The 16,751-nt window shown below is 42.5% G+C and carries 10 protein-coding genes; 7 read left to right on the top strand and 3 right to left on the bottom strand.

The genetic code is table 11. From position 1 onward, the window contains the following. The first annotated feature begins 102 nt into the window (after positions 1 to 102). Positions 103 to 1,806 (top strand): hypothetical protein, encoded by a 1,704-nt coding sequence (locus CK503_RS09725; RefSeq protein WP_095606617.1) that lies wholly within the window; start codon positions 103 to 105, stop codon positions 1,804 to 1,806. Positions 1,807 to 1,825: 19 nt separating this feature from the next. Then, entirely contained in the window at positions 1,826 to 3,316 is a 1,491-nt protein-coding gene (locus CK503_RS09720) for a DUF5723 family protein (RefSeq protein WP_095606616.1), read from the top strand. A gap of 19 nt (positions 3,317 to 3,335) precedes the next feature. Here CK503_RS09720 and CK503_RS09715 read toward each other — a convergent pair whose 3' ends face one another. The 3 genes from CK503_RS09715 to CK503_RS09705 are packed head-to-tail and all read right to left on the bottom strand — an operon-like array spanning position 3,336 to position 6,491. Continuing rightward, a complete protein-coding gene (locus CK503_RS09715; protein ID WP_095606615.1) occupies positions 3,336 to 4,427 on the bottom strand; it encodes an NAD(P)/FAD-dependent oxidoreductase in 1,092 nt (363 codons plus the stop codon). A 2-nt stretch (positions 4,428 to 4,429) separates the two neighbouring features. Continuing rightward, entirely contained in the window at positions 4,430 to 5,044 is a 615-nt protein-coding gene (pncA, locus tag CK503_RS09710) for a bifunctional nicotinamidase/pyrazinamidase (RefSeq protein WP_095606614.1), read from the bottom strand. A gap of 10 nt (positions 5,045 to 5,054) precedes the next feature. Then, complete coding sequence (locus tag CK503_RS09705) at positions 5,055 to 6,491, bottom strand: nicotinate phosphoribosyltransferase (RefSeq protein WP_176466278.1); 1,437 nt, start codon at positions 6,489 to 6,491, stop codon at positions 5,055 to 5,057. A 256-nt stretch (positions 6,492 to 6,747) separates the two neighbouring features. Here CK503_RS09705 and CK503_RS09700 point away from each other — a divergent pair, with 256 nt between their 5' ends. From CK503_RS09700 to CK503_RS09680, 5 genes are all read left to right on the top strand, one after another. Beyond that, positions 6,748 to 8,370, top strand: a complete 1,623-nt coding sequence (locus CK503_RS09700) for an Ig-like domain-containing protein (protein WP_141239915.1) — start codon at positions 6,748 to 6,750, stop codon at positions 8,368 to 8,370. Between the two features lie 26 nt (positions 8,371 to 8,396). Next, a complete protein-coding gene (mprF, locus tag CK503_RS09695) occupies positions 8,397 to 10,949 on the top strand; it encodes a bifunctional lysylphosphatidylglycerol flippase/synthetase MprF (RefSeq protein ID WP_095606612.1) in 2,553 nt (850 codons plus the stop codon). 88 nt (positions 10,950 to 11,037) lie between these two features. After that, a complete protein-coding gene (locus CK503_RS09690; RefSeq protein ID WP_095606611.1) occupies positions 11,038 to 14,532 on the top strand; it encodes a methylmalonyl-CoA mutase family protein in 3,495 nt (1,164 codons plus the stop codon). A 26-nt stretch (positions 14,533 to 14,558) separates the two neighbouring features. After that, a complete protein-coding gene (locus CK503_RS09685) occupies positions 14,559 to 15,347 on the top strand; it encodes a carboxylesterase family protein (protein ID WP_095606610.1) in 789 nt (262 codons plus the stop codon). 231 nt (positions 15,348 to 15,578) lie between these two features. Next, on the top strand, positions 15,579 to 16,742 hold the full coding sequence (locus CK503_RS09680) for a Gfo/Idh/MocA family protein (RefSeq protein ID WP_217988392.1): 1,164 nt from the start codon (positions 15,579 to 15,581) through the stop codon (positions 16,740 to 16,742). Positions 16,743 to 16,751 lie beyond the last annotated feature (9 nt).

Below are 16,751 nucleotides of genomic sequence, written 5' to 3'. Positions count from 1 at the left end.
GCTAAAGTTTGATTATTCAGCGTTATACCGGGGAATTGGGGTATCTCGATTTAACAGGGCGGCATATTATAATTTATATCATTTAACAGAAGGTTAGGACAGATGAAAAATTCGTTTCCCATTGCACTTATTTTATTATTGGCATTTTCTATTTGGTCCTGTGAACAACCAAAATCTCCTGATTTCCAGGTTAACAATCAGTTCGAAGTTCCATTAACAATGGAAAAAACGTACCCGTTTTTGGGAGCTGATGAAGCGTTGATTGATACTACTTCAGAAGACTTTGAAAATATATTCGACACTGATGAAGATGGATTGGTAAGTGTGGTTAAAGAACAGAGTTTTAACTTTGGGGACCTGAACAATGCCATTCCGGTAGTTAATGTACCGTCAATAGAAGTTGTTAATTTAACTGTTCCTCCAACTGCAGGATCCCACACGGTGACTGCCAATGGGAGTTCGTCTATTGATAATAGCGCTTTTGAATTCTGGGATGCCAACCATTTTGTTGGAATGAATGGTGGGGAATTAACAGTAGGGATTACTAACGATACTGATGTTTCTATTGACCTGGAAGTTACTTTTCCTGAAGTTCAAGATCCTAATGGAAGTTCTTTGGCTATTACTATTGATAATATTTTACCGGGTGAGAGTATTTCGAATGCTGTTAGTTTAGCAGATCATCGGATCTATGCCGGGACAGATAACGCGATTGATTTTGAAATTACCGTATCTACCAATAGTTCTTCGGCGCAAGGTGGTGATATTTCAACCGAAATAGGATTTGAAAGTTTAGGCATCAGCAGGGCAGAGGGATATATTGTTCCTAAAAATGTACTGCTTAATGCGGATGCTACTGGCGATGGTGAGTTGGATATTTTTAATGATAATGAAGCAGAAATTACTAATATCGATGGGATAAGTGAGATCTCTGATCATATTTCTAATATTGCTTTTTCCAACCCCATTTTAGGCACCCTGTATAATTCAAACCTGGGAGTAAATACAACCATTTATGCTGTAATTGCCGGCACCAAATCGAATGGCGAGCCTGTTTATTTAAAAGGAAATGAAAACTCGGATAAACAGGTAACAAGTTCGGAAATTCCGGATGCCCTTACGGTTAATGGGGAACCGGCAACCGCAGATCAGGTCATTAAGTTTTCTCTCGATGCTGTAGAAGATCCAAGTCCAAGTGAGGGAGAAGAAGGAAGCAATGAGTTTAATGCCAACAATGCCAACACGCCGGCATTCTTTAGTAATCTGCCTACTTCTATTCGATTTGTTGGAGTTGCGCGCATAAATGAACAGCAAGTGGAAGGGACAATCGTAAATCCGGTTATTTTTGATCCTTCATTAGGAGTAGAAATACCATTTAACTTCTCGGCTGATAATGCTACTTATCAGGATACAGTGGATGCTGACTTAAGTGATCTACCTGAGGAGGATGAAGATCGCAAACTTTCTGAAGCAGCGATTACGATCAACTATACAAATGGCCTGCCGCTTGATTTAACTCTTAATGTGAGGATGTTGGATGCGAATGGAAATGAAATTACATCTAAAAATGATATTGCCGTAAATGGGGCTTCAACTGATGAGGATGGTTTTGCTTCTGATGGAGCCCAAAGCGAACATGAGATCAGCTTTTCTGAGAGTGAAATGAGTGATTTACACCGCACCAGATTTATGGTGTTGGATATCACAATTAATACCCCCCAGCAAGAGTCAGTGAGTATAAGGGAGAACGACGCCGTTTCCTTTAAAGTGAGAGTGAGAGCTGGCATAACCTCAACAATTAATTAAAGGAAAAGGGATCTGTATTATGAAGTTTTTCAAAAAATTATTGTCAGTTCTTGTTGTAGCAGGAGTAATTATCGGTTGGGGATCATTAGCGCAAGCACAGTCGGGACATTATTCCGCGAAAAGCTTGGGTTTGGGAGGTACCGGTACCGCATATCTCGACACCTATCACGCCAATTTTGTGAATCCCGCTAACCTCATGCTCAATGCGGATACCAAACCCTCAACTTCTATTGGCTTGTTGGGAGGTCTGTCTGCAACAGCAGGGGGACCGTTGATGAATATTTCGGTATATAACAGACACTTTACTTCAGGCAATGTTGTAGGATCCGAAGCACTTGATGAGTGGTTCGGCTCGGCCATGGGGAATAGCAGAGCTATGGGCTTGGAAATTGATGTGATACCACTTGCCGGAGCATGGCGCGGTGAAAAAGTGGCTTTCAGTCTGGCCTTTCGGAATCGGGCACTTTTTTCAGGATCTATAAACAGGGGATTTTCTGAAATACTGCTTAGGGGAATAAGTCAAGAGCGTTTTTCTGAGCCCGAACCCGTTAATTTTAGCAGCAAGGGGGTAGCGTTTAGCGAACTTTCGGCTGGACTTTCTTTGCAGCTGTTAGAACTTCCTTCGCTTCCGGGGATTGGTAAAAATGTAAAAGTATTTGCGGGTGTGGCTCCCAAGTATCTTGTTCCGCATTATACTTCAAGCATTGATTTTAACTCTACATTACAAGTTACCAATAGCGAAGTAATACACGACTTCTCCTATACATTTACCACGGTAGGAGAGTTGACCGGTCAATTTGAGGATTACTATCAAGCCCGACAAGATCCTAACTTTGAAGGCGAAATTGGTGATTTTGTAGATCCGGATGGAACAAGCTTTACCGAAACGCAGGGTTCCGGTTTTGGAGTGGATGTTGGCGGAACGGTAGAAATGGATTTAGCCGGACCGTTAAAAAGTGCTTTTTCCTGGATTGGTGGCGCAAAGAAACTGCGCGTTGGTCTTTCGATCACAGATATCGGAAGTATTACTTATGACAGTAATGCCGGTCAATTTTCGGCCAATGAAACATTTACCTGGGATGGAATCGACATTGAGGATGGGCTATCTGACAACTTTGCCGATAGTGTAAGGAAAGAAATTTATCAGAATTATGAACCGTCCGGGAACAAGGAAATTACTGAAAAGCTCCCTACTAAGCTCAATTTTGGGGCACAGTTACAAGCCGGCAAGCTGGGATTTGCTTTTGATGTACAGAAGGGATTATACGAAACAGGAATGAATAGTTCCCGATTGGCTATAGGGCTTGGAGCTGAATACAAGCTGTTTAATGCTATTCCGTTGCGAGCAGGATATCGAACAGGAGGGTTAACTTCATCAAGTATTACTGTTGGTACGGGAATTGAGCTGCGTAATTTCGAATTTACGGTGGCCGGTTTAACAGTGCCTAACTCCGAAAGCCGGGGCTCGGGTATTGGTGGAGCCTGGAGTGGTTTAGTAATTCGATTTTAAAACTCGCAAGGTACTTGTTTTAGGTGAACCGATTGATATCTACCTCAGGATATAAGGGGGTACCATTGATAAGATGGTCCGCATAATGTTCTGCAAGAAACTTCCCGAAAAGCAATCCCTTTGAACCCAACCCTGAGAACAGATGAAGATTAGAATAGGCAGGGTGTACCCCTAAAATAGGTTTATAGTTGGGCGTAGAAGTACGAACCCCGGCCCATTGATCAACGAGTGTGGATTGTTCTTCGAGTTGAGGAAGCGTACGCCGCATTCGTTTTCTAAGATACGATTCCCCTTCTTCATCGGGATTTAGGTGATTAAAATCATGTTCGTAGGTGCTGCCCTGAATAAATGTACCTTCTTCATCTAAACGGGCAATATATCCCAGGCTCGAAATCGAGTGGGAAAAAGAGAGGTGGCCACTTTCTTTTTTAAACTTGGCAACTTGACCCTTTATAAGTTCGAGAGGTATCCAATCCCAAAACGGAGAGGTGGCAATTGTATGTCCGGTAGCAAAAACAAGATGATCAGCTTTTATCGTGATCTCTTCGAGTTCAAGAAGCCAGTAATCATCTTCTAATATGGGGTAAGGTTGTTCTCCGCAAATTATACTTAGTCCATTATCCTTTAAGTAACGGCCGTACGCTTTTATATAAGATCCAATATCTACTGTTAAACCGATGGGCAGCCATAACCCTCCGTCGACACACTTTATGCCCGGATGGATCTCCTGAATTTCGTCCTTGCATTTCCATTGACACCAGCCCTCAGGCCAAGTAGTGTTTTCGTGTTGTTCTTTCATTTTTCGCGCCATTTTTTCCAGCAGGGCGGGGCGCAGTAAGCCGTTATTCTGATAAAAATTAGTATCCGAATATGCTTGAACTTTCTCCAGGTTAGCAGCAATAGCATCGTAGCATTGCTCAGCCTTCCATGTTTTTTTAGCTCTTCGGCCGGTTGCGGGATTAACCAATCCTCCGGTCGTACCCGAAGCGCCCGAGCCGGGGGTATTTTTTTCAACGACAACACAGTTTAGGTCGTGTGCTGATAAAGCATCAGCCAGGGAAAGTCCTGCAATACCAGCTCCGAGGATACAATAGTCTGTTTGGTGGGGCATATTTAGTTAAGCAATTTTTGGGAGCTAATTTTTTGGGCTCCCTTGTCAAGCATTTCTTGCCAGGCTTGATCCACTGATCCATCAATATCGATACCTTTCACAGCATCTTCGACAACATAAAGATTAAAGTCTTCTTTGATGCCATCGATGACCGACCATTTCACACAGAAATCAGTTGCTAATCCCACGGCACAGAGTGTATCGATATCACGATCTTTCAGGTAACCGGTAAGTCCGGTTGTAGTTTCATCATCATTTTCGTAGAAGGCCGAGTAGGAATCGATATCTTTTCGAAATCCTTTACGGATAATCAGCTGAGATCTTTTGGTTTCAAGGTCGGGATGGAAATTAGCCCCCGGACTGCTTTGTACACAGTGATCGGGCCATAGAACTTGCTCACCGTAAGGCATTTCAATGATTTCAAATGGTTCTTTTCCTTGGTGGGATGAGGCAAAAGAGGAATGGCCTTTGGGATGCCAGTCCTGAGTTTGGATAACGATATCAAATTCTCTGGAAAGTTTGTTAATTGTTGGGATAATTTGTTCACCGTTTGGAACTTCAAGGGCACCGCCCGGGCAAAAATCATTTTGAACATCAATTATCAAAAGTGCTTCCATAGTTCGATTGTTACCTTTTATTTTTCATTTTTTGAGTTAGATTATCACGTAAATCCATCAATTTTTTGCTAATGCCCACTTTATAAATGTGGGGGTTATCAAAACGTTTGTGCTCTGGAATTAATTTAGCTAAACGCTTTTTAGCATACGTGGCACTTTCTTTTGGAGTAGGGATATCAATGGTAAGTTCCCCATCCTGCATTACCTTACTTAACAGATATTCTGCATTGAAAGTGGTTACTGTTGCATGCTTGGCAGGGTAGTAGGGATGGTATATCGTTTCAACATTTTCCTCATCTTCAAGAACAATGCCATCGCCGTAAAAGGTGCCGTCGTCTCCGCTGTATCGGATGACTTTTTTGCGTCCCGGGAGCGTAATTTTCTCAATATTTTCAGAGATTTTTAGCTTTGGTTCATCATTGACAGAGGCTAGTTTATAAACGCCATCCAAAGCGGGACTGTTTTGACCGGTGACAAGCCGGGTGCCAACGCCAAAAAGATCAATAGGGGCTTCCTGGCTTATCAAACTCTTGATAAGTCGCTCGTCGAGTTGGTTCGATGCTGCTATTTTAACGTATTCCAATCCGGCTTCATCAAGCTGTTTGCGTGCCTGACGAGAAAAGTAAGCCAAGTCTCCACTATCCAATCGGATGCCTTTTAATTTATGTCCCCTTTTTTCCAGCTCTTTACCTACTTTAATGGCATTGGGGACTCCAATATTGAGAGTATCATAGGTATCAACCAAAAGAATGCAATCATCCGGATAATATTCGGCATATTTGCGAAAAGCGGTCAGCTCATCATCAAATGATTGTATCCAGGAGTGTGCCATCGTACCACTTGCAGGGATATTATCTCTAAAAGAGCTATAGACGTTTGAGGTGGCTTCTACGCCACCAATATAAGCTGCTTTGCTTGCTTGGATCCCACCGTATCCCTGTGCCCGCCTGAGACCAAAATCAAGCACTTTACGATTCCCTGCGGCATATTTCATTCGAGAAGCCTTTGTGGCAATCAGCGACTCAAAGTTTAGAAAATTTAATAATAGCGTTTCTAAAATTTGAGCTTCAATTATACTTCCTTCTATGCGGACTATAGGCTCACGGGGGAAAACAATTTCTCCCTCTTTTGCTGCATAAATATCGGCGGTGAGCTCAAAGTTACGGAGGTAATTGAGAAACTCTTTATGAAACCCCTGGTTAGCCAGGTATGCTATTTCATCTTCGTGAAAGCGAAAGTTTTGCAAGGTCTTAAGTAGGTCGGCAATACCGGCAAAAATAACATATCCTCCTTCAAAAGGGATGTCACGAAAAAAGTAATCAAAGCTGGCTCTTTCATCTTGTCTGCCTGCCAGAAGATATCCCTGAGCCATTGTAAGCTCATAATAATCGGTATATAGCGCAGGACGTTCAAGCAGTGTCGAATGGTCGGTTTTGACTAAAGTCATAATATTTTTACAGTTACAATTAAAACCAACTAAAGATAACTAATAGAATATAGAAGGTGTAACAATTTAGTTGATTAACCGATTGCTTAATATTGTAGTTGGTTGATCATTGATATTGTATTGTCGTATATATTGTTCTTCAGCTTCTTTATAGATTAATTTATGGTGGAATACGATCAAAGATTTTATATCTGTAAAGGCAGTGAAAATTTGTATCTTTGCACCGAAATTTTACTAACTGTAAGCATTGATATTTGTGAATTATAACAGCGGTTGGATTATCGCCTTATTGGTTTTAGTGGGGATTGTGATGGCAAGTTGTGCAACGCCAACATCGCCCACAGGGGGACCTCCCGATGAAAAGGGTCCCGAAATTATACGGACCGAACCTGAAACCGGTACTACTAATTTCAGGGGAGAAAGTATTACGCTTCATTTTTCTGAGTTTGTGGAGCGCTCTTCTCTCAATCAAGCTATCGTAATCGAGCCGGATATCGGTATTTCTTATAATATTGACTGGGGACGGAAATCAGCTGAAGTGGAATTCGATAGTCAAATCCCTGATTCAACGACACTTATATTAACCATTGATACTGATTTAACCGATACAAACAATAACGGAATGTCTTCTCCTAAAAAGATTGCCGTTTCCACAGGCTCTGAAATCGACAAAGGAGAGATTGTCGGTAATGTCATTGATGCAGCGACGGGAGAAAGGTCAGAAGGTAAGCGTATTTTGCTCTATCGCGAGCCTTATGATTTAACAAAAAAGGCCGATTATATTGCTTCTACTGATACATCGGGACACTTTCAATTCTCATATCTGCCTCAGGGGAAATTTAAACTTTTTTGGGTGGATGACCGCAACAGAAATAAAATTTGGGATCGGCAGCAGGAAAGAGCACAACCCTTTAAAAAAGAGTTTATAACGCTGGAGAAAGGAGGGAAAGATTCACTTGGAACGCTATTTTCTACCTCTGTAGATACCACAAAGCCGACCATACAAGGAGTTGGTTTATTTTCTTCAAACCGTATGAGAATGCGATTTAGTGAGGATATTACGCTGTCTGACAGCGCTAATATTGTAATAACAGATACGCTTGGGAATGAATACAGTCAGGTTTGGCCACTATATGTACAACCCAACGAACCCTATATTTTATTTGCTCACAGCAATGATTCGTTGGCGCCGGAATCGAGTTACAGCCTAACTACGACAGGCATCTTTGACGGATCGGAAAATTCCATTGCCGATTACACGGATTCTTTTACCGGCTCTGCACAAGAAGATACGACCCGACAAAGGATCATAAAGAGAAATACGGTTTCCGGATATTACCCCGGCGAACCGTTTGAAGTTACGTATGCCAAACCTATTGATGAATCCGTAATTACTGATTCGCTTAAAATTGTCGAAGGTGATTCCCTTATTGAATCGTGGCCAAATGTGGATACCGAACAAAATATATTGCGTATTAATCCGGATGACCAATGGAAAGACGGGGTGGCATATGAAGTTCGGGTTTGGGATCCCGGAGTGGAAGACTATCGCAAGTTTGATCCGAAAATTTGGCATTCCTCACAAATGGGATCGTTGAATATCATGATGGAAGATTCTACGCTGAAGAATGTTCGATTGCGTATTGAGAATGAGGAGTCGGGTTTTGAAAGGGATACTTTGTTTACAGACCAGATAGAAATCGATAATTTACCACCGCTCAGTTATAAAATAATGGTTTATCACGATGAAAACACCAACGGACGCTGGGATTACGGACAGGTTGAACCGTACGTAAAGCCCGAACCTTATTATATTAGAAAACAGGTGCCGGTAGAAAAAGGACTGACCGGCGATCTTACCATCGAATTTCCCAATTAGATCAGAATTAGTAGTCTCTCTGTTTGATGAAGAAGAAGCTCAAAAAACTAACGCCGTTCATAAGCATCATTTTCTTCGCTTTTGCGTTGTGGTTCATTGATCAAGAGCTGCAGCAGTACGAGATGTCGGAAGTGATGACGCAGTTGTCGGACATTCCCAACCAGTATATTCTTTTTTCGCTGGTACTTTCCTTTTTAAGCTATCTTTTACTAACGGGATATGATGGGCTCGGTGTACGGTATATCGGTGAGGATCTGGGAGCCGGAAAGATTATCCGCGCGGGCTACGTAGGGTATGCATTTAGTCATAATATGGGGATGGCTTTAATCACCGGCGGCTCTATTCGGTATCGCATCTATTCGGTATGGGGATTTACGGGCATGCAGGTTACACAGATTGTCGCATTTAGTGCATTTACACTCTGGATAGGTTTTTGTGCTGTAGCCGGTATGGCACTGCTTTTTGCTACGCCCGAATTGCCAAACGATGTAGTACTTCCGTTTGTATCACTCCGCATTTTAGGAGCAATATTATTGGTAATGGTGCTGGCCTATATTGTAGCGAGTTATAAGTTTAAAAAAGAGATCACCTTTAAAAGTTGGTCATTTCAATTTCCCAGTTCAAAACTGGCATTCCAGCAAGTAGCAATAGCATCGGTAGATTGGTTATTGGCAGCATCTGTACTGTATGTATTACTGCCGGATCTGGGAATCAGTTTCTTCAGTTTTGTAGGAGCGTTTTTATTGGCACAAATTGTGGGATTATTTAGTCAGGTACCGGGTGGACTTGGTGTTTTTGAATCTATCATGCTGATGTATCTGACCAACTTTATGCCCGGCTCACAAGTGTTGGGAATCCTGGTGGTATATCGCATCATATATTATATCCTGCCACTGCTCGGGGCATTAATTGTATTGGGCTATCAAGAGTATATTGTCAACCGACGCAAGGTTAAAGTATTGCAGCGTAAGGCCGCCAATTGGGTGCCGCGCGTTGTGCCACAGGTCATGAGTTTTTCTGTTTTTATAGGTGGTGCTATTCTTCTTTTTTCGGGAGCTGTTCCCTCAGAAGTGCCTCGCATGGAATGGTTACAACATTTTATTCCGCTCCCGGTTATCGAGATGTCGCACTTTTTGGCCAGCTTGGTGGGGGCCGCGTTGCTGGTATTGGCCAGTGGATTGCAGCGACGAAGTGATGGGGCGTATCATTTAACAATTGGGCTGCTTGTGTTTGGCATTTTGTTTTCCCTGTTGAAGGGAGCTGATTATGAGGAGGCGTCGATATTATCAGTAATGCTTATTGCGTTGATACCCTGCCGTGATGAGTTTCACCGTAAAACATCATTGATGGATCAGTTTTTTTCAGCCCGCTGGTTTACATTAATTCTGATGGTGCTGGCCAGTGCTATTTGGCTTGGCATGTTTTCGTACGGACACGTAGAATATCAGAAAGATCTTTGGTGGCAGTTTTCTTTGATGGGGGATGGGCCACGATATATGCGGGCAATGGTTGCTGTATTAGGTTTTGCTGTTATTGTGGGGCTTTTAAAGTTAATTCGTCCTAAGAATAAAGAGACAAAAGAACCCGGTAAAAAGGAACTTCTGATTGCAAAAGATATTAGCAGCAGGTCCCCAAGTTCGGATTCCAACCTGGTATTGTTGGGAGATAAAGAGGTATTAATAAATGAGGCGAACTCTTCATTCATAATGTTCACTCGAGAAGGACAAAATTGGGTTACTTTTGGCGATCCGGTCGGGCCTGCCGATGAGGCGGAGGAACTCATTTGGGAGTTTTATGATGAATGTTCTAAACAGGGATATGGACCGCTATTTTATCAGGTGGGAGAGGAGTATTTAGAACAATATGTTGATTTAGGACTTACGCTATATAAATTGGGAGAGGAAGCCCGTATTAGTCTGCCCAATTTTGATCCGGAAAAATCTATCCATAATAAGGTTTGGTCGGGCTATCGAGAGCTGGAAAAACAGGATTATAGCTTTGAAATTATTCCACAAGAATCAGTTGCAGCATATTTACCCGAACTTAAGGCTATTTCAGATGCCAGCCTTAGTGCCAGGGATCAAAAAGAACGCGGCTTTTCGGTGGGCTATTTTGATAAGGGATACCTAAGTCAGTTTCCGATAGCAGTTGTTAAAAAGGGGGGAAACCTGCTGGCATTTGCTAATATTCTGCAAGGGGCTCACAAGCATGAGTTAACGACCGATTTACTTCGTTATCGACCGGAATCACCAGCAGGTATTATTGATTATATGTTAATCCATACGATGCTTTGGGGAAAACAGGAGAATTTTGAATGGTTCAATTTAGGAATGGCTCCGCTATCGGGAATGGATGAGCATGACTTTTCCCCGGGATGGAATAAGTTGGCAGATTTTGTATATACCTACGGTGAGAATATCTATGGCTTTAAAAAAGTCAGGAGATATAAAAGCCAGTTTAATCCCACTTGGGAGCCTAAATTTCTGGTGGGTCCCGGGGGATGGTCGATGCCGCGTGCGCTTTCCAATCTGACAAATATTGTTTCCGGCGGATTCAATAGTATCATGAGTGAAAAGTAGACGAACTTTGGGGTATCAAGGAATAAATAATGTTCCTTAAATTTCTTACCTTTCCGTCTAACCCATCGAACAGAAAATGAGTAATATTATGTCTGAAGACACCGTGACCTCAGATCAAGTAACAGAAACCAATTCTAAAGAGCATTCAGAGACGAAGGATAATAGTCAGCCGGAAGTTTATCAGGCTGATCATAATGTTCGTTTTGTAACGGCTGCCAGCCTCTTTGACGGTCATGATGCCAGTATTAACATTATGCGCCGTATTTTGCAGAGCAGTGGGGCAGAGGTAATCCACTTAGGACATAATCGTTCTGTGCAAGAGATTGTTGATTGCGCCATCCAGGAAGATGTACAGGGCATTGCCGTTAGCTCGTACCAGGGCGGACATATGGAGTACTTCAAATATATGGTGGAGCTGCTTGAAGAACGTGGAGCTTCACACATTAATGTATTTGGCGGCGGTGGCGGTGTAATTGTGGGAGAAGAAATAGAGGAACTGCACGAGGCCGGGGTCTGCAGAATATTTTCTGTTGAAGATGGCAGCGAAATGGGGCTGCAGGGTATGATCAACTATATGCTCGAAAAATGTGATTACGATACTGCTAAAATTGAAGAAGTTGATGCCCAGGATATTACTCAAAAAGATCCTAAAGCCATTGCTCGTTGTATTTCAGCGCTGGAGAACGAACACGAAGATATTATCACATTTAAAGACGATAAGCTCTTTGATGGTAAAGGCAATATGATTCCTGCCCAGAAAAATGGTAATCCTATTCCGTTGATAGGGATTACCGGAACCGGGGGGGCAGGTAAAAGTTCACTTACAGATGAGCTTGTCAGACGTTTTTTAACGGAATTTGAAGATATTAATATTGCTGTCATTTCTATTGATCCCTCTAAAATACGTACGGGGGGAGCTTTGCTGGGTGATCGCATCCGAATGAACAGCCTTGATCCTGAGCGCGTGTATATGCGCAGCCTGGCAACTCGGGCTAGTAATAGAACGACCAGTGAAGCCATTAAAGGAGCTATTGAGATCTGCAAAACAGCCGGCTTCGATCTGGTGATTGTGGAAACCAGCGGAATTGGTCAAAGTGATACTGAAATTGTAAATATCTCTGATATTCCGCTGTATGTGATGACCAGCGAATATGGAGCGGCTACGCAGCTCGAAAAAATTAATATGCTGGATCTGGCCGAACTGGTAGTTTTAAATAAATTCGAAAAGAAAGGTTCACTCGATGCCCTTCGGGATGTGCGTAAGCAGATGAAACGCAACAGGGGCGCTTGGAATCTTGATCCCGAAGCAATGCCGGTATATCCCACCATTGCGGCCCAGTTTAATGATGAGGGCGTAAATAGGTTGTTTAAGGCCATTGTTGATAAAGTGAATAATTATTATAGCATCAGCTGGGAGACAAAGCTATATAATAATCCCGAGCCGGCCGAAGATATTCAAACACAGGCGATTATTCCGGGTAAGCGTCAGCGCTATCTGTCCGATATTTCGGAAACAATTCGTGATTATCACAGTTGGGCAGAACAACAGGTGGATATTGCCAGTAAACTGGAAAATGTAACCGGTACCATCGAACAGATTGAACGGTGGGATCCTGATGAGAAAGATGAGCTGAAAGTGAAGCTAAAATCGATGCGGGAGCATTGGCTCAGCAAGTTAGACTCTCGTTGTAAGAAGATTCTTGAGCAATGGGATGATCTCTATGAGGAATATCAGCAGGATTATGTAGAAGTACAGGTTCGTGATAAGACATTCAAAAATAAAATGTATCGCGAGTCGCTGAGCGGACTTGAAATTCCGCGTGTAGCGCTACCGAAAACGAAACACCAAGGGGAACAACTTAAGTTTGCTCTTAAAGAGAATTTGCCCGGCTACTATCCCTTTACGGCCGGAGTGTTTGAGTTCAAGCGGGAAGGAGAAGATCCGACTCGTATGTTTGCCGGTGAAGGTACCCCCGAACGGACCAATAAGCGTTTTCATTATTTGAGTGAAGGCATGCCTGCAGCCCGGTTGTCAACGGCTTTTGATTCGGTGACACTGTATGGAGAAGATCCTGATCATCGCCCTGATATATATGGCAAGGTTGGGAACTCAGGGGTGAGTATTTGTACACTGGATGATATGAAGAAACTGTATTCCGGTTTTGAGCTTACATCCCCCAAAACGTCGGTTTCGATGACGATTAACGGTCCGGCCCCGATGATTTTAGCAATGTTTATGAATACGGCGATCGATCAGGAGGTGGAGCGTTATCTTAAAGAAAATGACAAGTGGGAAGAGGCGCAGCAAAAAATAGAAGAGTATTTTGAAGAACGTGATGTAGAGGCTCCCGAATATCATAATGAGTTACCGGATACCAACGATGGCTTTGGCCTCGGACTTCTGGGAATAACCGGTGATAAGTTGATAGATGATGAAGTATATGAGGAGATAAAAGAAGAAGCCCTTTCGGTTGTTCGCGGCACCGTTCAGGCCGATATCCTTAAAGAAGATCAGGCGCAAAATACCTGTATTTTCTCTACCGAATTTGCGTTGAAGATGATGGGCGATATCCAGCAGTATTTTACTGAACATGAGGTGCGCAATTACTACTCGGTTTCTATATCGGGATACCATATCGCCGAAGCAGGAGCCAATCCGATTACACAGGCCGCTTTTACGCTGGCTAACGGATTTACGTATGTAGAATATTATTTATCACGCGGCATGGATGTAGATGAGTTTGCTCATAATCTGTCGTTCTTCTTTAGCAATGGACTCGATCCCGAATATGCGGTAATTGGTCGGGTAGCACGACGCATTTGGGCGGTAGCAATGCGAGAAAAATATGGTGCAAGTGAACGATCGCAGAAGCTGAAGTATCATATTCAAACCAGTGGGCGTTCGCTGCATGCGCAGGAAATCCAGTTTAATGACATACGTACGACGCTGCAGGCGTTGATGGCTATTTATGACAACTGTAATTCGCTACATACGAATGCTTATGATGAGGCCATTACTACACCGACCGAAGAATCCGTACGTCGAGCTTTGGCTATTCAGTTGATCATCAACAAGGAAATGGGACCCGCTAAAAACGAAAATATTAATCAAGGCTCCTACTTTATTGAAGAATTGACCGATTTGGTAGAAGAGGCTATTCTTTCTGAATTTGATCGTCTAACGGAACGGGGCGGCGTACTCGGTGCAATGGAGAATATGTATCAGCGGGGTAAGATTCAGGATGAAAGTCTTTACTATGAATCCAAAAAACACAGTGGTGAAATGCCAATTATTGGTGTTAACACCTTTAAAAATGAAGATTCTGAAAGTGTGGAAGATGAAAAAGAGGTCGATTTAATCCGTTCCACCAAAGAGGAAAAAGAGCAGCAGATTCAAGGAGTTGAAGCTTTCTGGGAGCGTAATGAGGATGAAGCTGAGGAAGCAATTCAACACCTGAAAGAAGTGGCTCGTAATAACGGTAATATTTTTGAAGAGCTGATGGAGACGGTAAAAGTTGCTTCATTGGGACAGATATCTGATGCGCTTTATGAAGTGGGCGGTCAATATCGTCGAAATATGTAAATCATTTCTAATTACAGATAATACAAATGAAGAGAATAGTAGTTGTAATAGGATTTCTATTTCTGTCTATCAGTATTGCGAATGCTCAGATTACTGATTTTGAGCCCAGAACATTTACCGATAGTACTGAACAGGAATTACAGTATAGGATGTTAAAACCCGCTAATTATGACAGTACAAAAAGTTATCCGCTTGTTTTATTTCTGCATGGCGCCGGTGAACGAGGCAATGATAACTACAGTCAACTAAAATGGGGCGTTTCACATTTTGCGGAGCCTAAATTCAGAGAGCGATACCCTGCTTTTGTTGTTGCCCCGCAAATGCAGGAGGGTGAGGTTTGGTCCCAGCTTATTACAACTCGTGATACTACCACTTTTACGGCTTCGATGGGTGAAACTCCAACCGAGCCAATGAGGTTGACGATTGGATTGTTAAAAAAACTTCAGAATAAGTATTCCATAAATTCTGATCGTCTTTATGTAACCGGAATTTCGATGGGAGGGTTTGGTACGTTTGACCTGATACAGCGATTCCCAAATAAGTTTGCTGCGGCTGTACCCATTTGTGGAGGAGGGGATTTGTCCCGTGCTTTTATGCTTGTCGATATTCCCTTGTGGGTATTCCATGGGACAGAGGATGAGGTTGTACATCCAAAGTTTTCGAGGTCAATGGTTGAGGCAATTCGTATCGCGGGTGGTTCTCCTGGTTATACGGAATATCCAGACGAGGGACATGTAGGAGCTTGGGTTCAAGCTTACAGCAACCCACACCTTTATGAATGGTTATTTAACAAAGAGAGAGATTCTGATAATTAATTTTTATAGGAACCATTTTCTTGGTTTTATACTCCCTAAAGTTTCTCAATTGTATAACTCTTGGAGCATTATAAAATCCAAAAAACTTGTGATCTATGTAGGACTAAATTCAAGTCAACCTTTACGATTATCGTACAAATTTTGATTAGATCGTATTTAAAATTTGAAAAGTATTAAAATCATATTTATTTCAAGGCTCAACATACAATAGATGAGCTAAGATAAATATTTATGGAAGGCAAAATTCGCTATGGCATGGTCGGCGGTGGACCGAATGCTCTTATTGGAGAAGTTCACCGCATGGCTGCTCGTTTGGATGGAAATATAGAACTTGTCAGTGGAGTCTTTTCATCCGATTCTCAGAAGTCGGTTGCATTTGGAAGTGAGTTGCAACTATCAGAAGACCGCCTTTATGATTCCTATCAGAAGATGGCCGAAAAGGAAGCGGATCTTCCCGAGGAGAAACGCATTGATTTTGTAGTGGTCGTAACGCCGAATCATCTCCATTTTGATGTATGCAGATCATTTATCAAAGCTGGAATTCATGTCGTTTGTGACAAGCCGATGACGAATACCATGGAGGAGGCCGAAGAACTTTGCCGCCTTGTTGAAAAAAACAATACTATCTTTGCATTGACGCATAACTATTCTGGCTATCCCATGGTGAAAGAAGCAAAAAGCTTGGTTAATTCCGGCAAGTTGGGGAATCTCCGAAAAGTGGTCGTGGAATATTCACAGGGATGGTTGTCCCAAAAAGTTGAAGAGGAGGGGAATAAGCAGGCTTCGTGGCGCACCGATCCCGATCGGGCAGGCATTTCATCTACGGTTGCAGATATTGGGTCGCATGCTGAACACCTCGTGGAATATATTACGGGGCTGCAGATCGAAGAACTTTATGCCGATATTAATACCTTTGTAGAAGGACGTCCCCTCGAGGATGATGCGAACATGCTGGTGCACTACGAAGAGGGCGTTCGCGGAGTTCTTATTTCGTCGCAGGTATCCGTGGGGGAAGAGAATAATTTAAATATTCGAATCTATGGTAATGAAGCATCACTGGAATGGAAACAAGAAAATCCCAATTATCTGCGGATGAAATACCCCGACAAGCCCGAAGAAATCTATAAAAAGGGGAATCTGTATTTATCAGCATTATCTAAAAATAATACACGTATTCCGCCGGGACACCCCGAAGGACTTATCGGAACATTTGCGAATATTTATTCTGCTGTAGCTGATGCAATTGTTGGTCGAGAAGATGGTGATGAGGTGAATTTGGATGCCTACGATTTTCCGACCGTTTATGATGGTTTGGAGGGGGTACGCTTTATCCGCAAAGCTATTGAAAGTGGAAAAAAGGGCGTTTGGGTAAAAATAGATGATCATGTAGCTTGAACTAAATAA

This window comes from Fodinibius salipaludis (assembly GCF_002287075.1).
In the GTDB taxonomy this organism is placed as follows: domain Bacteria; phylum Bacteroidota; class Rhodothermia; order Balneolales; family Balneolaceae; genus Fodinibius; species Fodinibius salipaludis.
This window is presented reverse-complemented; position numbering and strand designations above follow the sequence as displayed.